The organism is Streptomyces sp. NPDC048277 (genome assembly GCF_040652235.1).
In the GTDB taxonomy this organism is placed as follows: domain Bacteria; phylum Actinomycetota; class Actinomycetes; order Streptomycetales; family Streptomycetaceae; genus Streptomyces.
The window spans coordinates 19,478-37,403 of sequence record NZ_JBEZLQ010000042.1 but is presented as its reverse complement, the minus strand read 5'-3'; the positions used below and the strand labels follow the sequence as shown (position 1 = coordinate 37,403).

Genomic DNA, 17,926 nt, shown 5'->3' with positions numbered 1-17,926 from the left:
CTATCGGCAACACCACGGAAATCAACAAACTGTTCAAGCCGCTTACGGTCTCGTGCTGTCCGGATGTCGTCCCCGCTCTGGAGTCCCCATGGCCACGACCACCGCCCCCGTCCATCCCGTCGACGAGGTCCCGCCCGTACGGCAGTTGGCGGCCTTCGGGTTGCAGCACGTGCTCGCGATGTACGCGGGCGCCGTCGCCGTCCCGCTGATCGTGGGCGGCGCGCTGAAGCTGTCCCCCGCCGACCTGGCGTATCTGATCACCGCCGACCTGCTGGTGTGCGGTATCGCGACGCTGATCCAGTGCGTCGGCTTCTGGCGGTTCGGCGTCCGGCTGCCGATCATGCAGGGCTGTACGTTCGCCGCGGTGTCGCCGATGGTCCTCATCGGTACGACGGGCGGCGGACTGCCCGCGATCTACGGTTCGGTGATCGTCGCGGGCCTGGCGATCATGCTCCTGGCCCCCGTCTTCGGCAAGCTGCTGCACTTCTTCCCGCCTCTGGTCACCGGCACGGTGATCCTGATCATCGGTGTCTCGCTGCTGCCGGTCGCGGGCAACTGGGCGGCGGGCGGCGCCGGTTCGAAGGACTTCGGGGAGCCGAAGAACCTGGCGCTGGCGGCCTTCGTGCTTGCGGCGGTGCTCGGCGTGCAGCGGTTCGCGCCCGTCTACCTCGCCCGGATCGCGGTTCTGATCGGCATCGCGGTGGGCCTGGCGGCGGCGGTGCCGTTCGGGTTCACGGACTTCAGCGGGGTCGGGGACGCGGACTGGCTGGGCATCAGCACGCCGTTCCACTTCGGGACGCCGACGTTCAAGGTGTCGGCGATCGTCTCCATGCTGGTGGTGGCCCTGGTGACCATGACCGAGACCACCGGCGACCTGATCGCGGTCGGCGAGATGACCGGTCGCAGGGTCGAGCCGCGCTCCCTCTCCGACGGCCTGCGCGCCGACGGCCTCTCGACCGTCCTGGGCGGAGTCTTCAACACCTTCCCGTACACGGCGTTCGCCCAGAACGTGGGCCTGGTCGGCATGACCCGGGTGCGCAGCCGCTGGGTGGTCGCGGCGGCCGGCGGGATTCTGGTGCTGCTCGGACTGCTGCCCAAGCTGGGCGCGGTGGTGGCGGCGATTCCGGCGCCGGTGCTGGGCGGCGCGGGTCTGGTGATGTTCGGGACGGTCGCGGCGAGCGGCCTGCGCACGCTCGCGACCGTCGACTTCAAGGGCAACGACAACCTGACGGTGGTGGCCGTCTCGGTGGCGATCGGTGTGCTGCCGGTGGGTGTGCCGACCGTCTACGCGAAGTTCCCTGACTGGTTCCAGACGGTGATGAACAGCGGCATCAGCGCGGGCTGCCTGACGGCGATCGTACTGAACCTGCTCTTCAACCACCTTCCCTGGCGGGCGGGTTCGGCCCGGACCGTGAAGACGGCGGAGACCGCCTAGGTCAGCCCGCCTCGGACTCCCCGTCCGGGCGAACCGTCCTGTAACCTGTCAACTAGATCGATCGGGTTAGGAGGCGGCGATGGTGACCGGCCGGGAGCAGCAGGACGCGCTGCTGGAGCTCCTCAACACCACTCCGGTGGTCAACGGCGTCGTCCAGGACCGGCTGGCCGATCCGGAAGCGGCGAGGTCCTGGCAGCGGGCCCACGGGGGGAGCGGCGGCGCGGAGGAGCAGCGGTACCTCGTCGACGCACGCGATCTCCTGCAGGACGTGGTGAGCGGCGGTCGGCCCGCCGCCTCGCTGGCCCCGCTCCTCGCGGGCGTGACCTCACACCCACAGGTGTCGTCCGCGGGGGTGGCATGGGAGCTGGAGGCGCCCGTGGAGCGCCGGATGGCGGTGGAGGCCGTCCTGGCCTGGAGCGCGCTGCAGGAGACGATGGCGGGCCGGCTGCGGCCGTGCGCCAATCCGGAGTGCCGGCTGTTCCTCATCGACCGCAGCAAGACCAACAAGGCCCGCTGGTGTTCGATGGCCGTCTGCGGCAACCGGATGAAGGCACGGCGCCACTACCAGCGCACCCGCGACGCCGCGGCCGACTGACCGGCTCACTCCTCCACGGCGGTACGGCCGCCCGGCCCGTCCCCCGCCCGGACGTTCACCCTGGGCAGCCCCCGTCGGCGCGGGCACCGGCACGACGGTCGCGCCCCTGCCGTTCTCCGGGTCGACGTGCACGAACGGCTCACCGGCGGGCTCCGCCCCCGCGACGGACTCCGGGTCCGCGGACGGTCGCCCAGCCCTTCACCCACGTGCCGCCGCCCAGGCCGCCCGGACCTCCCGGGCGGCGGCCCGTCCCGCGGCCGTGGCCGTGGCCCGGATTCTCGGCCGATACACCGAGGCTTTCTTGATCACCGAATCGCGGTGGTACCGGAGGACGAACTAGCATCGGCGCGGAGGCACAGATCACAGCGCCATGGGTGGCCGCCCCGGCCGGCCACCCCGCAGGAGGTCCGCGATGGCCACGCTGCTTTCCGTCAACGTGGGGATGCCCAAGGACGTCTCCTGGCAGGGGCGGACCGTCCGCACCGGAGCCTGGAAGGCTCCCGTCCGGGGCCCCCGGATGGTGCGGCGGCTGAACGTCGACGGAGACGGCCAGGGAGACCTGGCCGGGCACGGCGGCGAGATCCGTGCCGTCCTCGTCTACCAGGTGGAGTCCTACCGGTACTGGCAGAAGGAGCTCGGCCGCGACGACCTGGGCTTCGGGATCTTCGGGGAGAACTTCACGGTCGACGGCATGCCCGACGAGGAGGTGTGCATCGGCGACCGGTACCGCATCGGCGAAGCCGAGTTCGAAGTCACCCAGCCCCGGGTGACCTGCTACCGAGTCGGCATGCGGCTGGGCGAGCCCACCATGGCCGCCCTGCTCGTCGCCCACCACCGCCCCGGGTTCTACCTGCGCGTCATCGCCGAGGGACACGTCCAGGCCGGCGACGAGATCGTCCGCACCCGCAGGGGCCCGGAGGAACTCAGCGTCGCCGACACCGACGCGCTCCTCTACCTGCCCGGCCGCGACCCCGCACAGCTGCGCAGGGCGCTGAACATCCCTGCCCTCAGCCCCGGTTGGCAGCAGTCCTTCCGGGAACTCGCCGCCGCCGAGCGGCCCGGACCGGAACCCGGATGGCCGGGCTTCAAGCCCTTGCGCGTCGCCCGTGTCGTCCCCGAGACCCCCGCCGTGTCCTCGGTCTACCTCGCCACCACCGACGGCAGCCCCCTGCCCGAGGCCCGCCCGGGCCAGTACCTCTCCCTCCGCCTCGCCGTCGGCGACACCGACCCCGCGGTGCGCAGTTACTCCCTGTCCTCCGCGCCCACCGCCGACAACTACCGCATCAGCGTCAAACGGGAGCCGCACGGAAAGGTCAGCGGCTACATCCATGCCACGCTCCGCCCCGGGGACCTCGTGGACACCGCCAGTCCGCGCGGAACGTTCGTACTCGAACCGGGGACCCGCCCGGTCGTCCTCGCCTCCGCGGGGATCGGCGCCACTCCCCTGCTCGCCATGCTCCACCGACTCGCCGCCGTACGGGACCCACGCCCCGTCTGGTGGATCCACACCGCCCACGACCGCGCCCAGCACGCCTTCGCGGCCGAGAGCCACGCCCTGCTGGCCCGGCTCCCGCACGCCCACGAGCACATCTACTACACCGCCGGGGCCCCGCGCCCCGACGAGCCCCACATCACGCAGGGCCGCCCGAGCGCCCCGTCACTCGCCGCACTGGGCATCCCCGCCGACGCGGACGCCTACCTCTGCGGACCGACCGCCTTCATGGACGACCTCGGCGGCTTCCTGCGCGATCAGGGGCTGCGCCCCGAGCGGATCCACACGGAACGGTTCAGTGCCCTCCCCGCCCTCAACCCCGGTGTCACATCGCCCACTTCGGCGCGCCGCCCGCACCAGCCCCCCGGCCCCGCGGGCACCGGCCCCCTCGTCACCTTCGCCCGCAGCGGTGTCACGACCGCGTGGTCGGCGGCGCACGCCTCACTCCTCGACCTGGCCGAGGCGTGCGACATCCCCACCCGCTGGTCCTGCCGTACCGGCGTCTGCCACACCTGTGTCACCCACCTCGTGTCGGGCGACGTCACCTACACCACCCCGCCTCTCGAACTCCCCGAAGCCGGCAGCGTCCTGGTGTGTTGCAGCGAACCGGCCGACGAGGTCGTCCTCGACCTCTGACCGTGGATCCCCGCGCTGTCATCCGCGGGCGAACAGTCCGGCCGGGACCGCCCCCGCCAGGGCCCCGTAACCGGTCGGGTTGAGGTGCAGCCAGTCCCCCACCTGGAGGTCGGCCCGCAAGCGGCTAGGATCCGCCGGATCGCGTACCACCCGATCGAAGTCGATCACCGCGTCGAAGTGACCATGGCCGCGGATCCAGGCGTTGACCCGCTGCCGGGCCGCCTCCCGCACGCCCGCCCCGTCGTCGTACGCGTTGCCGCCGAAGGGCAGCAGGGTGGCGCCGTAGACACGGATGCCCTGGGCGTGGGCGCGGACCACGATCTGCTGGTAGGCGGCGATCAGGTCGTCGGCCACGGCGCGTTGGGCCTCCGGGGTGGCCGCCGCGGTGCCGATGTCGTTGACGCCCTCGAAGACGATCAGCCAGGAGACTCCGCTGCGGGAGAGGACGTCACGGTCGAGGCGGGCCAGGACGTTGGGGCCGAGGCCGTCGTTGAGGACGCGGTTGCCGCCGGCCGCCTGGTTGAGGACCGCGATGTCCGAGGTGGCGGGGCGGGACTGCAGACGGTCGAAGAACTGGTCGGGCCAGCGGTCGTTGCCGTTGGTCGTGGAACCCCGCCCGTCGGTGAGGGAGTCACCGAGCACGGCCACGGCCCGCGTCGCGGCCGGGGCCCGCACCTCGACGTCGCTCAGCAGGTACCAGTGGTCGACATGGGCCGCGCCCGTGAGGTCCGGGTCCTGGGTGTGGTCGCCGTTGAGGAGGTACGACGTGGTGCGCGAGCCCGGGTGCGAGGTGAGCGCCAGATCGGGCTGGCCCTGCGCGGTGTACGCCGTGACGGTGAGGTTCGCGCCGGGGCTCAGCTCGAACTCCACGGGATCGGAGACGACTTGGGCGCCGACGGGCACGACGGCCGCGGCCCGCCCGGAGAACGTGACCGGCCGCAGGCTGCCGGGGACGATCGCGCTGACGCCCGCCCGTCCGTCCTCCGGAAGCGCCACGGTCACCGAGGTGAGCGGCAGCGGGGTGTCGCCGTAGGCGTTGGAGAAGCGCAGCCGGAGCCGGTGGCCGCCCGTGGTCACGCGGACGGTCTGGCGCAGGGTGGTGTCGGCCAGGACCGACTTGTCCCCCGTGAAGGGCGCGGGCGGCAGATTGCCGGCCTCGGTGAGCTGGGGCATTCCGGTCCAGGTGTTCACCCAGTGGCTGCCCCGGTCCGGGTCGGCGGCGACCTGCCGGGGACCGCGGACCAGCGCGGTGAGCGCCGTGGCGGTCACGACCAGGGCGAGGGCGAGGACACAGGTGCTGAGGAGCGTGACGAGCGGCGTTCTGCCGGGCTGTTGCTTCACGGGGGCCTTCCTGGCGGGGACGGGCGAGCGGCGGCGCGGGCGCCGCCGCCGTCAACTGACCGTGCAGGTGGTGCCGTTGAGCGTGTACGCGGTGGGGGCCGCGCTGTTGCCGGTGTGGGTCGCCTGGTAGCCGATGCCGACGCTCGCGGCGGGCGCGATCGTGGCGTTGTACGACGCGTTGGTGGCCGTCACCGACCCGGAGGCGGGGCTGTAGGTGGCGTTCCAGCCGTTGGTGATGGTCTGCCCGTCGGGCAGGACGAACCCGAGCCGCCAGCCGTCGACCGTCGTCGTACCGGTGTTGGTGACGGTCACGGAGGCGGTCAGGCCGGTGTTCCAGGCGTTGGTGGTGACCGTCACCTTGCAGGCGCCGGCCGGTGGTTGGGGCGCGGTGCCACCGCTGTCGAGGCCGAAGAAGGTGAGGGCGCGGGCGGCCATGCCGTAGGAGTAGAGGTTGTGGCCGACGCCCTGGAGGCTGATCGCCTCGACGGGGGCGTGGTCACCGGTGGCGCCGTAGCAGGTGCGGGTCCAGCCACTGACGGGGCTGTCGGTGGCGGCCGGCGCCTGACTCACCCCGAGCACGTTCGTCCACTGCTTGATCTCCTCGCCGAAGTTCGCGTAGGCGAGGGTGGTGTCCTCGGTGCCGTGCCAGAGTTGCATGCGGGGCCTCGGACCGGTGTAACCGGGGTAGGCCGCGCGGACCGCGTCACCCCATTCCTGCGCGGTGCGGGTGATGGTGCCGCCGGAGCAGGCGCTGTTCCACTCGGAACCGTCGGTGGTCGCGAAGCAGCCGAACGGAACGCCGGAGAAGGCGGCGCCCGCCGCGAACACGTCCGGGTAGTCGCCGAGCAGGACGTCGGTCATCATGGCGCCGGAGGAGATGCCGGTGACGAAGATCCGACCGGTGTCGGCGGAGTAGGCGGCGGTCACCCAGTCGACCATGGACCTGATGCCGACGGGGTCGCTGCCACCGCCCCGGCTCAGCGCCTGCGGCGACGACACGTCGAAGCACTTGCCGGCGCGGGTCACCGACGGATACACGACGACGAAGCCGTACTGCTCGGCCAGCGTGGCCCACTCGGTGCCGGAGTACATCGCGGAGGCGTCGCCGCCGCACCAGTGCACGGCGACGACGACGGCCGGGTGCGCGGTGACGCTGTTCGGCACGTACACGTACATCCGCAGGTTGCTGGGGTTCGCCCCGAAGCCGGTGACCTCGGCGAGGGTGGCCGTGGGGACGGCGTCGGCGGTGCGCGCCGAGGCCGCGGGCGCGAAGACGGCCGAGACCGCGAGCAGCGGCAGCAACAGCAGCGCCCTCAACAGGGCCGAGAGGGCCGAACGGGGCCTGGTTCGCGGTGCGTTCAGGGTGGCGCCGGGCGTGGGGGGCACGTCGTTCTCCCTTGCTGATCGCGGCTCGGTGCGGCGTCGTACGGGGAACTCCGAGGGGCATCGTGGCATGGACACGGCTGCCATGGAAGCGCTCCCACGGGACTTTGGCGGCTGGACCGATGTCTGCGTGAGGCGTTGACTAGAAAGCGCTTGCACTCTACGTTCCGTTCAGCACTCTGACCGAGCGGTGCAGAGGTGGGCCTGTTCGGGCAGGTGCACGCACAGAGCGTTCATGTTGATGAATTCTGTTCGCGTTTCCGTTCGTCACATGCACGCCGAAGGACCCCCCACTCGAAAGAAGGCATACGGGACATGACTTCACGAGTACGAACCAGTGCGCGCGCACTGACGGGCGGACTGGCCGCCCCCGGGCTCTCGTTTGGCATGATCATGACTAATGGAGCCCAGGCGAACGCCGCGACCTGGCCGACGGCCAGTGGCAGCCAGGCCGTCACCGCGACCATCAAGCTCTCGGGCACCAAGGACTACGGGATGCTGCGCCTGTACGGCAGCGGCGACCTGGGTACCGGCGGCCAGAGCGAGGACCAGGACCCGATCCTGGACCTGGCGGCCGGCACGGTCCTGAAGAACGTCATCATCGGCGCCCCCGCCGCGGACGGCATCCACTGCGAGGGCAGCTGCACCCTGCAGAACGTGTGGTGGGAGGACGTCGGCGAGGACGCGGCGACGTTCAAGGGCTCCTCGTCGTCCAACGTGTACACCGTCTCGGGCGGCGGCGCGAAGGAAGCCAGCGACAAGGTGTTCCAGTTCAACGGTGCCGGCACGCTCAACGTGTCCAACTTCGCGGTGCAGACCTTCGGCAAGCTGGTCCGCTCGTGCGGCAACTGCAAGACGCAGTACAAGCGCACGATCAACCTCAACACCATCGAGGCGACGTACAAAGGCAGCGCGCTGGTGGGGATCAACACCAACTACGGCGACAGCGCGACGCTGAAGAAGATCACGATCGTCGGGGACAGCGGCAAGAAGATCGTGCCGTGCCAGAAGTACATCGGCAACAACACGGGGGCGGAGCCTCCGACGAACGGCTCGGGCGCGGACGGGACGTACTGCAAGTACTCCGGCTCGGACATCACTTACAAGTGAGCCGGGGCTGCGGGGCCGTCCTCCTTGGCGGGCGGCGGCCCCGCAGCTTCGTGATGCCCGTACGGGATGTGTGCGGTGGAATGTGGACAGGGACCGGATCCGGCCGGCCCCGCCCGCGGGCTCTGCCGGGCCCGGCCCGGCCTCGGGCCTGGCGGCACCGTGGTGTCCTGGTTCGCCCAGGCTCCGCCTTCCGCGGGCCGGAAAGGAGCCCGATATGGGTGACGCCCTCTCCACCGATGTGCTCATCGTCGGTGCCGGGCCGTTCGCACTGTCGGCCGCCGCCCTGGCCCGCGAGCGCGGCATGGATACGCAGGTGGTCGGACGGCCGATGGCCTTTTGGCATGAACGCATGCCTGAGGGGATGCTGCTGCGCTCGGGGACGGACTGGCACCTGGACGCGGCAGGCGTGCACACCTTCGAGGCCTACCTGCGGGAACGAGGCCTCAGCCGCGACGAGGCCGTCCCGATCCCCCTCGCCCTCTTTCGCGACTACGCCGAGTGGTTTCGGCATGCCAAGCACGTGCCCGTCCGGCGCGAACACGTGCTGGACATCACGCAGCGCGACGGAGGGTTCGATGCGGTACTCACCGGCGGGGGACGCATCCGCGCCCGGGCCGTGGTCGCCGCTCCAGGCGTGGGGTATTTCCAGCGGGTGCCCGGCTGGGCGGCCGGTGTGCCGGAAGCGCGGGCAGCTCACAGCGGTGACCTGGTCCGCTTCGACGCCTTGGCGGACCGGCGGGTCCTGATCGTGGGCGGCCGGCAGAGTGCGTACGAATGGGCGGCGTTGCTGGCCGAACACGGCGCAGGCCGCGTCGACATCGTCCACCGCCACCCCGTTCCCCGCTTCGAGGCAGTGAGCTGGAAGTTCTTCGACGACTACGTCGAAGCGACCGTGCAGACGGCGGGCTGGTGGCGTCGGCTGACGGCTGTGGAGCAGAAGGCGATCGTCACCCGGTGCTGGCAGGCCGGTCGGGGGACGCTGGAACCCTGGCTGCCCGCCCGGCTGAACCCCGGAGTGGTCCGCGTCCGGCCGGACGCGGAAGTCGTCGACGCGCACGGCGGCGAGGGGGGCGCAGCGGTGCGGGTGACGTTGTCCAGTACCGAATCCCTGACGGTCGATCAGGTCGTGTTCGCCACCGGGTACGCACCTGATCTGGGACGTGTCCCCTATCTCGCCGGCCTCCTCGACCGGATCGCAACCCGTGAGGGCTTCCCCCTGCTTGACGAGAACTTCCAGGCATCCGTTCCCGGTCTCTACTTCACCGGCTTCGCGGCCACTCGGGATTTCGGCCCGTTTCTGGGCTTCGTCAAGGCCGCTCCGGCCTCGGCCACCGTCCTTGTGCGTCACCTCCGGGCCCGCTTGGGATGACTTCTGGGATGACTTCAGAACGGCGGCCGCCCGCTGGCTGCGCTACCCGGGCCACACGGGCGGGCGCTTTTCCAGGAAGGACGCGATCCCCTCGCGGGCCTGCGGGGTCTGCGAGGAGTCGGCCATGACCTCGCGGGCGATGGCGTAGGCGTCCGCCTCCGGGCGGTCCAGTTGCGCATACAGGGTGCGTTTGCCCAGGGCCTTGCTGGCCGCGCTGCCACGGGTGGCCCGCGCGAGGAGTTCCTCGACCGCCTCGTCCAGCTCGCCGTCCGGTACCACGCGGTTGACCAGCCCCCACTCCAGTGCGGTGCGGGCGTCGATCACGTCGCCGGTCAAGGCCATCTCCATCAGCCGCTTGCGCCCGATGGACCGGGCCACCGGCACGGCGGGGGTGTGGCAGAACCAGCCCCCCTTGCCGCCGGGCAGCGCGAACCCGGCGGACTCCGCGGCCACGGCCAGGTCGCAGGACGCCACCAGCTGGCACCCGGCGGCCGTGGCCAGCCCCTGCACCCGGGCCACCACCACCTGGGGAACGGACTCGACCAGCCGCATCACATCGGTGCACAGCTCCAGCAGCTCGCACGTGCCCTGCAGGTCCAGGGCCAGCACGTCCGCGAAGTCGTGCCCGGAACTGAACACCGGCCCCTGCGCCGCCAGCACGATCCCGCGCGCGGGGGAGTCGGCCACGTCCGTCAGGGATTTCCGCAGCTGTTGGAGCAGGTCCCAGCTGAGGGCATTCCTGCGCTCGGGATGGTTCAGGGTGACCCAGGTGAAATCGCCCCGGCTGGACAGGATCACGCGCTCGGCACCGGTCACGGTCCCAGCGTACGCCCGGGCCTGCGGATGGTGCGGCCCGTCGCGTCGTCGTGTCGGCACACGTGGGTCGGCCGGTCCGTCAGTGGCCGTGGCCGTGGCCGCCGCCTTGGTCGCCGTGGCCGACGATCGTCCACGGGCGCATCAGGTCGTCGTCCTCGTGTTCGAGAATGTGGCAGTGGTGGATGTACGTCGCCGGGAGCGTGGCGCCGCTGCCCGGAATCGACGCGATCGTGGCCGTCGGCGGTGTGAATTCCTGAATGATGATTCGGGTCACCGTCTCCGGATAGGACTTGAACGTGTCCTTGCTGGACCGCACCTCGTCCGGGTCCGGCGGGACCGGTGGGCCGGTGAAGTATTTCTCCAGCACCGGCAGGTCCTTCGGTTTGCGGCCGCCGTCGATCCACTTCTCGTAAGCGGCCTGGTAGGCGGCCGCGTCGATCGGCTGCCTCTCCAGCACCTGGAAGTTGACCAGGTGGACGTGCATGGGATGGGCGTCGTGGTTGGGATTGATGTACTCCCAGATCTCGGTCGAGCCCTCCACGATGAAGTCCTGCGTCGGTGCCTCGAACGGCACCGCGTTGAACGTCATGGTCCTGAACAGCTTGTGCTGGTACACGACCCACTGCCGCCGACGGGTGTGCGGTTTCGGCCTGACGGGTGCGACCGTCGGCAGCCTGAGGTCCTTGGGCGGCCTCGACCTGTCCCCGCCTCCGGACAGTGCCTTGGTGACCTGGAACTCCATGATTTCCCGGATCTCCGGTCCCTCGCCCGGCATACCGGGGTAGTGGACCGGCGCATGGTAGTTCACCAGTCTGACCTTCGTGCCCAGGGGCACCTGGCTGAAGTCGATGACCAGGTCGTACCGCTCGGCCGGCGAGATCAGGAAGTTCAGCATCTGCAACGGGGTACGGAAGCCGCTGTCGGTACCGATCAGCCAGAACGGCAGTTGGGCCTCCGGTACCGCATCCCTCGGCACGGTCTCGAACCTCAGCCGCCAGAACCGCTCGTTCGAGGCGTTGAGAAGGCGCAGCCGGTAGCGTCGCCGCTCGACGGCCAGGAAGGGGTACGCCTTCCCGTTGACGACCGGAGTGTCCTCGCCCTCCCTCAGGGTCATGGAGTAGGCGAGCGAGCCGTCCGGGTTGAAGGTCCGGTCCTGCAGGATGAGGGGGACCTCGAACTCGCCTCGCGGCAGCCCGAGCCGCTCGTCGGCGGGGTCACCGATGCGCCAGAGACCGGCAAGGCCCGCATAGACGTTGAGGCTGGTCATCCCCATGGCGTGATCGTGGTACCAGAGCATGCACGAACGGTCGTGGTTGGTGTAGGCGTAGATCGCTTCGTTGGGTTTGGTCCGGCCCGGGTCCAGGGTGGTGTAGTGCGCGGCATGGACGCCGTCCGGACTGAACGACTGCATGGGCGTGCCGTCGGACTGCGGTGCCGTGTAACCGCCGTGCTGGTGTACGACGTTCCACACGTTGACGTTCGCGGGAAAGGGCTGCACGGGTTTGTACGGAGGCGGCGGGGTCGGGGTGAGCTCGTCGCACCCGCCGCGGATGGCGTCGATCACGAACTGGAACAGGTGGGTGGTCGGAAGCTCGTTGCGGTACTTGACGACCGTCGGGCGGTCCGTGGTCACACTGATGGTCGGCCCGAGATAGCCCATGCCGGTCGGCCTGTGCGGATCATGGGGGTTGTCGGCCCAGTACCCCCACACGGTTGCCGGCCCGAGATCCCGGTGGAAGCGCCACGAGCCCTGCCGCATCGCGATCTCGTAGTAGTCGGCACCCGGGTAGACGGAAGGATTCGGGACGGCCGTCAACGGCATGGGGAGCGGGTCGACATACCTCTTCAGCACAGGGGTGTGCGGGACCGGGCCGCCCGGACACGCCGCCTCGTGGGCCGCCGCCGCATACGCCCGCGCTCCCAGAACACCCTGAGGAAGCATGGCCGCACCCCCCATGGCACCGGTCAGGAGGAATTTCCTTCGCCCGAACATCGTCTCCAGCCTTTCGTCACCCCATGCAACGATCAAGGGATACAAGGCTGGTTCGGAACGTGGCCGCAGCACACCGGTCAGGCCGGGGAAAGACACTCGTTGAGCCGATATCGGCAACAATTCGGCAGGCACCGGAACGGGCATGGGAATGATTAGCGCCAGTCCGACTACATTCCCTGACAGGCCTTGGCCTTGAACTCCGCCATGGTGACGGTGACCGCGGATTCGTCGCCGTTGTCCGAGACGCTGCCGTAGCGGACCTTTCCGGGGGTGAGCCGGCTCCGGTCGGCCAGAGTGAAGGCGACGCTGCCCGACGACCACGAGTTGTCCTTGGTCCAGCCGTAGAACCTGTACGTGGTCGCGGCGGTGAGCGGGGCGAGAGATCTGGTCGCGGTCCAGCCGGCGGCAGGAGAATCGAGGGTCCAGGTGGCGAGGCCCGGCGTGAGGTGACGCGCGGCGGTCCAGGAACCGACCGTCACCTCCTTGTCGGCGTCGTCACTGTCCACGTAGCGGGTCGCGCCGTCGATGTGATGTCCGCACACCGACATGACGCCGAGCAGGTGGCCGTCGGCGGTCACGGAGATGCCGGCAACGGCATCGACGGGAACCGTGCATCCTGAGGTCGCGGCCAGGGCCACGCCGACCGCGACGGCCCCGACGAAGCGCCGGAACACCGGCGGTGAAGTGACCGGCCGCATGATGAGCCCCCCTGCCCGCTGCGGACGTAGGCCTCCTGCCCCGTACGGCAGGGGACGAGCATAGGGCCCCGGGCTGCCGGCGGGACCTGGCCGGGGCACCGACGGGTCAGCCGTCCACGTCCGCCGTCGGCTCGCCCAGTTCCCTGCGGTAGTCCGCGTAGGCCGCGCGCAGGCGGTCGCCCGGCCAGTCGGACGGGAGGAGTTCCGGCGGGAGGACCGGGTCGGTCAGCAGGTGGCGTACCGCCGCCGCGAAGAGCGTGAAGCGGTCGGCCGGCAGGGGGGATTCGGCCGCTCGGGCCAGGAGGGCGCGGGCGGTGGCGGCCCATGTGGTCAACGGCCAGAGGGCGGCGGTGAGTTCGTGTGCGGGGCGGTCCGGGCGGGCCGTGTAGGACTGGGCGATCTCCAGCACGTCGCCGGGGAGCGGCCTCGTCAGGTTCGCCGGGCGGAGCCAGACGCCCTCACGGAGTTCGGCCAGCCGGAGGGCGGTCAGGCGGGTGCGCAGGTCGGCCCGTTCGGCGGGGCCGCGGCCCGTGGTCGTGATGACCAGCATCTCCCAGTCGCCGTGCCACGCGCGCGTGCGGGGTCGTACCGCCTCGTCCTGGCGGTGCTGGCGGGCGAGCAGCCGGTCGCTGAGGCCGTACACGGCGTCGTCGCTGCGGCGGAGGTCGCCGGAGGCCGTCATACGGCTCAGCGCGGCCCGGAGCGTGGAGCCGCCGATCCCGAAGGGCTCCACGAGCCGGACCAGGTCCTTCACCGGCAGCTCCGGCGGATGCATGCCCAGCAGCAGGCTCAGCACGACCGACCGGGCGGACAGCGGCCGCAGGTCGACGTCGGCGGGCTCGGCGGACATGTTCATGCGCATGGTCACGTACTGTACGGGCGGCCCGATATTGCAATATTGCTGCGCCCGCATGAAAGGTGCAACATGGGGACCATGGAGTCCACCTTCTCGCAACCGCAGCCGCATCCACAGCACGCCACCCACGACGTCACCAATCAGGCGCCGCCGCTCGCCCCCTACGACGCCTCCGACGACCCGGCCCTTCTTGAAGGACTGCGGCGGGAGGGTGCCGGGTGGGCCGAGGAGGGGATTCGGCGGCTCGGGGCGCGGGCCGGGAGTGCGGAGGCGCAGGAGTGGGGCGAGCTGGCCAATCGGCATGAGCCCGAGCTGCGGACGCACGACCGCTACGGCAACCGGATCGACGAGGTCGACTTCCATCCCAGCTGGCATCACCTGATGCGGGTGGCGGTGGCCGAGGGGCTGGCGGGGGCGCCCTGGGCGGACGACAGGCTCGGTGCGCATGTCGCGCGCACGGCGGGCGGACTGGTGTGGGGACACACCGAATCCGGCCATGGCTGTCCTACGTCGATGACGTATGCCGCCGTCCCCGCGCTCCGCGCCCAGCCCGAGCTGGCCAAGGTGTACAAACCGCTGCTGACCAGCCGGGAGTACGAGCCGGGGCTGCGCGTCCCGGCCGAGAAGCCCGGGCTGCTCGCCGGGATGGGGATGACCGAGAAGCAGGGCGGTTCGGACGTACGGACGAACACCACCGTCGCCATGCCCACCGCCGAGCCGGGTGTCTACACCCTGCGTGGGCACAAGTGGTTCACGTCGGCTCCGATGTGTGACGTCTTCCTGGTGCTGGCACAGGCTCCGGGCGGGCTGTCGTGCTTCCTGGTGCCCCGGGTACTGCCGGACGGGAGCCGCAACGCGTTCCGCATCCAGCGGCTGAAGGACAAGCTCGGCAACCGGTCGAACGCGTCCTCCGAGCCCGAGTTCGACGGGACCGTGGCCTGGCTGGTCGGTCCGGAGGGCCGGGGCGTGAAGACCATCATCGAGATGGTCAACTGCACCCGGCTGGACTGCGTGATGAACTCGGCGACCCTGATGCGCAAGACCCTCGTCGAGGCAGGTCATCATGTGCGGCACCGCAGCGCGTTCGGTGCCCGGCTGATCGACCAGCCGCTGATGCGCAACGTGCTGGCCGATCTCGCGCTGGAGTCGGAGGCCTCGACCACGCTCACCCTGCGGCTCGCCGGGGCCGCCGACCGCGCGGTGCGCGGGGACGAGCGGGAGCGTGCCTTCCGGCGGATCGCCACCGCCGTCGGCAAGTACTGGGTCACCAAGCGCGGCCCGGCCTTCACCGCGGAGGCCCTGGAGTGCCTGGGCGGCAACGGTTATGTCGAGGACTCCGGGATGCCCCGCCACTACCGCGAGGCCCCTCTGCTGTCGATCTGGGAGGGCTCCGGGAACGTCAACGCGCTCGACGTGCTCCGGGCCCTCGCCCGGGAACCCGGTGCCGCCGACGCCCTGTTCGGCGAACTCGCGCACGCGCGCGGGGCGGACGCCCGGCTGGACGCCACCGTGACCCGGCTGAAGAGCGAGCTGGCCGAAACCGACCAGGTGGGCGCCCGGCGGCTGGTCGAGCGGATGGCGCTGGCGCTCCAGGCCTCGCTGCTGGTCCGGTACGCGCCCGCCGCGGTCGCCGACGCCTTCTGCGCCACCCGGCTCGGCGGCGACTGGGGGCACGCGTTCGGCACGCTGCCCGCCGGAGCCGGGATCGACCCGATCCTGGAGCGGGCGCTGCCTGGCGGGAACTGATCCCTCCCCGAGGTGTCCGTGGCCGGTGACCGCCGACGGATCGCACACAGTCGCCGTCCGATTCCGCATCGTTGTCAGTGTCGTGGTGCAGACTCCGGAACAGGTGGTACTCGCCTGGGGAGGACAACGTGTTCACGGGGATCGACGAGGTCGACTGGGCCTCGCTGCGGCACGCGTACGGCAGTGCGGAGGATGTACCCGGTCTGCTGCGGGGACTGGCCTCGGCGGACGCGGCCGAACGGGAGGTCGCGCTCGACGGGATGTACGGCTCGGTGCACCACCAGGGGCAGGTGTACGACTCGACGCTCGCCTGCGTCCCGTTCCTGTTCGCGCTCGCGTCCCGCGCGGAGGTGCGGGACCGGGGCGCCATAGTCGAACTGCTCATCAGCATCGGCGCGGAGAGTGCCGGTCCCCCGGCGCAGGCCGCCGTGCGCGCGGGCGCCGAGGCGTTCGTGCCGCTGGCCGAGGACGCGTGCCCCGGGGTGCGGCGGGCGGCGGCCGGGGCGCTGGTCCGGTTCCTCGGCGAACCGGCGCGGGTGCTGGAGGTGTTGCGCCGGCGGGTCTCGGCCGAGCGTGACGAGCAGGTGCTGGCGGCCCTGACCGCGGCCCTCGGCCTGTTCGTACGGAGCTGTCCGGCGCAGGCGGCCGGGGCGGTGGAGCTGCTGGCCGCGCAGAGCGAGCCGCCGTACGCCCCGGGGACACGGCTCGCGGCGCTGGGTCAACTGGCCCTCGGCGCGCCGGAACGGCTGCCCGCCGATCTGGTACCGACGGCGGTCGGGCTGCTCAGGGAGCGGTCCCAGCGGCGTGCGGCGGGACCGGAGCGGGCCGAGGCGGACACGCTCGTCGGGCGGATACGGCGGCTGCGGCCGTCGGACGAGGAAGGGTCGTATCTGCTGCGGACCCTGCACCGAGGGCTGGACGACCGGGTGGCCGACCGGATCGCCCTGCTCGTGGGCCAGTTGAGCAGCCCGGACGCGATGGACCGGTGCAACGCGGTGCGGATGTCGGCCGGGTTGTTCCGTGAGTGGCGGGCGGACTTCACCGTGCCCGTCACCCTGATCGGCACGCAACTGGGCCGTGACGAGGATCAGTTGCGTGACGCGGCCGTCTCGGTGCTCGCGGAGCTGTTCGGGCTGGCCGCGCCTGCCGCCGACGAGCTGCACGCGCTGGTGGTCGCCCGGCCCGACCTGTGGGTGCACGCCTGGGAGCGCGGCAGACCCTCGCTGGGCGGGCCGCTCAAGGGGCTGGCCAGAAGCGGTGACGTGCGTGCGGTGCCGGTCCTCGGCCAGTTGCTGGCGAGGCCGGTGGCGCCCGGCGGCCTGGGCTTCGAGGTGGTTCATCTGGGCCCGGCGGCCGCTCCGCTCGCGCCCGCGCTGCGGCACCGGCTCGGCCAGGTCCCGCTGGACTCGCCCGAGGCCGCCGAACTGGCCGCGCCGCTGCTGGCGGCGCTCACCGCGCTGGCGGACACCGCGGCGGTGCCGGAGGTGCTGCGGCTGCTGCGCGGCGCACCGGACGGGCTCGGGGCCCGGGACGCCCTCGTCGGACAGGCGGTGCGGACGCTCGACGTCCTGGGGGCGGCCGCGCGGGCGGCGGCGCCCGTGCTGCGCCGGCTCCTGGACACCCGGCACGCGGCCGCGGCCGCGGGGGCCCTGTGGTCGGCGGAGGGTGACGTGGACGTCGTACTCCCCGTGCTGCTGCGGGAGTTGACGTTCGGCCGCAGCCGCAGTGCCCGGACGGCGGCGGAGCAGCTGGGGCGGCTGGGGACCGCCGGGCGGGACGCGCTGCCCGCGCTGCGCCGGCTGGCCGGATCCGGCCGGGCGGGGGAACGGACCGCTGCGGCACAGGCGTTGTGGCGGATCGAGGGCGATCCCGAGCCCGTGCTGCCGGTGTTCCGGTCCGCCTGGGCGGAGAACCCGTACACACGCGGCGCGATCGCCGAGTGCCTGGCCACGATGGGCCCGGCGGGCGCCCCGCTGCACGATCTGGTCACGGCCGAACTCGCCACCGCCCGACGGCACACGGCACGGCCGGGCGGCTACGGCAGCCACGACATCGCCCAGGACGAGCAACTGCTCGCCAACTGCCGTAAGGCGGCGCTGGCGAGTCGGTGACTGGTCGCCCCGGGCGACGCAATCAGCAGATCGATCGGCCCGGGGGGACAACCTCAGCCGGTCGGCTCGGACGACACTCCCGGCCGATCGCCTCGGGCCGCGCTCCCCGCCGATCCGCCCGGACGACCTGCCAGCCGGCCGACTCGGGGGACAACCTCAGCCGGTCGACCGGGCGACGCTCCCAGCCGGTCGGCCGGGACGCCGATCTCACCCGATCCGCCCGGACGACCTCCCAGCCGGCCGACTCCGGGGACAACCTCAGCCGGTCGACCGGGCGACGCTCCCAGCCGGTCGGCCGGGACGCCGATCTCACCCGATCCGCCCGGACGACCTCCCAGCCGGCCG

General features: G+C 71.5%; 13 protein-coding genes. 7 read left to right on the top strand and 6 right to left on the bottom strand.

Annotation, left to right across the window (positions count from 1 at the left end; all coding sequences use genetic code 11):
• Positions 1–88: 88 nt before the first annotated feature.
• The 3 genes from AB0D85_RS48765 (at position 89) to AB0D85_RS48755 (ending at position 4,158) form a co-directional block, all read left to right on the top strand.
• Positions 89–1,435 (top strand): nucleobase:cation symporter-2 family protein, encoded by a 1,347-nt coding sequence (locus AB0D85_RS48765; RefSeq protein WP_362336918.1) that lies wholly within the window; start codon positions 89–91, stop codon positions 1,433–1,435.
• 79 nt (positions 1,436–1,514) lie between these two features.
• Entirely contained in the window at positions 1,515–2,030 is a 516-nt protein-coding gene (locus tag AB0D85_RS48760) for a CGNR zinc finger domain-containing protein (RefSeq protein ID WP_362336915.1), read from the top strand.
• 412 nt (positions 2,031–2,442) lie between these two features.
• Positions 2,443–4,158 carry an MOSC and FAD-binding oxidoreductase domain-containing protein gene (locus AB0D85_RS48755; protein ID WP_362336912.1) on the top strand — a complete coding sequence of 572 codons (1,716 nt, stop codon included), beginning with the start codon at positions 2,443–2,445 and terminating at the stop codon, positions 4,156–4,158.
• 18 nt (positions 4,159–4,176) lie between these two features.
• Here AB0D85_RS48755 and AB0D85_RS48750 read toward each other — a convergent pair whose 3' ends face one another.
• Together AB0D85_RS48750 and AB0D85_RS48745 are read right to left on the bottom strand one after the other, a co-directional pair.
• Positions 4,177–5,499, bottom strand: a complete 1,323-nt coding sequence (locus tag AB0D85_RS48750; RefSeq protein WP_362336909.1) for an SGNH/GDSL hydrolase family protein — start codon at positions 5,497–5,499, stop codon at positions 4,177–4,179.
• A 51-nt stretch (positions 5,500–5,550) separates the two neighbouring features.
• Positions 5,551–6,816, bottom strand: a complete 1,266-nt coding sequence (locus AB0D85_RS48745; protein WP_362336993.1) for a PHB depolymerase family esterase — start codon at positions 6,814–6,816, stop codon at positions 5,551–5,553.
• Positions 6,817–7,197: 381 nt separating this feature from the next.
• Here AB0D85_RS48745 and AB0D85_RS48740 point away from each other — a divergent pair, with 381 nt between their 5' ends.
• Positions 7,198–7,992, top strand: coding sequence for a pectate lyase (locus tag AB0D85_RS48740; protein WP_362336906.1), 795 nt, complete (start codon positions 7,198–7,200; stop codon positions 7,990–7,992).
• A gap of 214 nt (positions 7,993–8,206) precedes the next feature.
• On the top strand, positions 8,207–9,361 hold the full coding sequence (locus AB0D85_RS48735) for an NAD(P)-binding domain-containing protein (protein WP_362336903.1): 1,155 nt from the start codon (positions 8,207–8,209) through the stop codon (positions 9,359–9,361).
• Positions 9,362–9,403: 42 nt separating this feature from the next.
• On the opposite strand, the gene AB0D85_RS48730 is transcribed toward AB0D85_RS48735, so the two are convergent.
• From AB0D85_RS48730 to AB0D85_RS48715, 4 genes are all read right to left on the bottom strand, one after another.
• Positions 9,404–10,177: an enoyl-CoA hydratase-related protein gene (locus AB0D85_RS48730; RefSeq protein ID WP_362336900.1), complete on the bottom strand. Its 774-nt coding sequence runs from the start codon at positions 10,175–10,177 to the stop codon at positions 9,404–9,406.
• Positions 10,178–10,256: 79 nt separating this feature from the next.
• On the bottom strand, positions 10,257–12,119 hold the full coding sequence (locus tag AB0D85_RS48725) for a multicopper oxidase domain-containing protein (RefSeq protein ID WP_362336897.1): 1,863 nt from the start codon (positions 12,117–12,119) through the stop codon (positions 10,257–10,259).
• Between the two features lie 218 nt (positions 12,120–12,337).
• Complete coding sequence (locus AB0D85_RS48720; protein WP_362336894.1) at positions 12,338–12,868, bottom strand: hypothetical protein; 531 nt, start codon at positions 12,866–12,868, stop codon at positions 12,338–12,340.
• A 106-nt stretch (positions 12,869–12,974) separates the two neighbouring features.
• Positions 12,975–13,730, bottom strand: coding sequence for a PaaX family transcriptional regulator C-terminal domain-containing protein (locus AB0D85_RS48715; RefSeq protein ID WP_362336891.1), 756 nt, complete (start codon positions 13,728–13,730; stop codon positions 12,975–12,977).
• 72 nt (positions 13,731–13,802) lie between these two features.
• Between AB0D85_RS48715 and AB0D85_RS48710 the strand changes: the two genes are divergently transcribed.
• Both AB0D85_RS48710 and AB0D85_RS48705 read left to right on the top strand, forming a co-directional pair.
• Positions 13,803–15,470 (top strand): DNA alkylation response protein, encoded by a 1,668-nt coding sequence (locus tag AB0D85_RS48710; RefSeq protein ID WP_362336889.1) that lies wholly within the window; start codon positions 13,803–13,805, stop codon positions 15,468–15,470.
• Positions 15,471–15,598: 128 nt separating this feature from the next.
• Positions 15,599–17,581 (top strand): HEAT repeat domain-containing protein, encoded by a 1,983-nt coding sequence (locus AB0D85_RS48705; protein ID WP_362336888.1) that lies wholly within the window; start codon positions 15,599–15,601, stop codon positions 17,579–17,581.
• Positions 17,582–17,926 lie beyond the last annotated feature (345 nt).

What these genes read in the sequence shown, in the direction of transcription:
- AB0D85_RS48765 (WP_362336918.1), top strand. Translation starts at nt 89, where the DNA reads ATGGCCACGACCACCGCCCCCGTCCATCCCGTCGACGAGGTCCCGCCC.
- AB0D85_RS48760 (WP_362336915.1), top strand. Translation starts at nt 1,515, where the DNA reads ATGGTGACCGGCCGGGAGCAGCAGGACGCGCTGCTGGAGCTCCTCAAC.
- AB0D85_RS48755 (WP_362336912.1), top strand. Translation starts at nt 2,443, where the DNA reads ATGGCCACGCTGCTTTCCGTCAACGTGGGGATGCCCAAGGACGTCTCC.
- AB0D85_RS48740 (WP_362336906.1), top strand. Translation starts at nt 7,198, where the DNA reads ATGACTTCACGAGTACGAACCAGTGCGCGCGCACTGACGGGCGGACTG.
- AB0D85_RS48735 (WP_362336903.1), top strand. Translation starts at nt 8,207, where the DNA reads ATGGGTGACGCCCTCTCCACCGATGTGCTCATCGTCGGTGCCGGGCCG.
- AB0D85_RS48725 (WP_362336897.1), bottom strand. Translation starts at nt 12,119, where the DNA reads ATGCTTCCTCAGGGTGTTCTGGGAGCGCGGGCGTATGCGGCGGCGGCC.
- AB0D85_RS48720 (WP_362336894.1), bottom strand. Translation starts at nt 12,868, where the DNA reads ATGCGGCCGGTCACTTCACCGCCGGTGTTCCGGCGCTTCGTCGGGGCC.
- AB0D85_RS48715 (WP_362336891.1), bottom strand. Translation starts at nt 13,730, where the DNA reads ATGCGCATGAACATGTCCGCCGAGCCCGCCGACGTCGACCTGCGGCCG.
- AB0D85_RS48710 (WP_362336889.1), top strand. Translation starts at nt 13,803, where the DNA reads ATGGAGTCCACCTTCTCGCAACCGCAGCCGCATCCACAGCACGCCACC.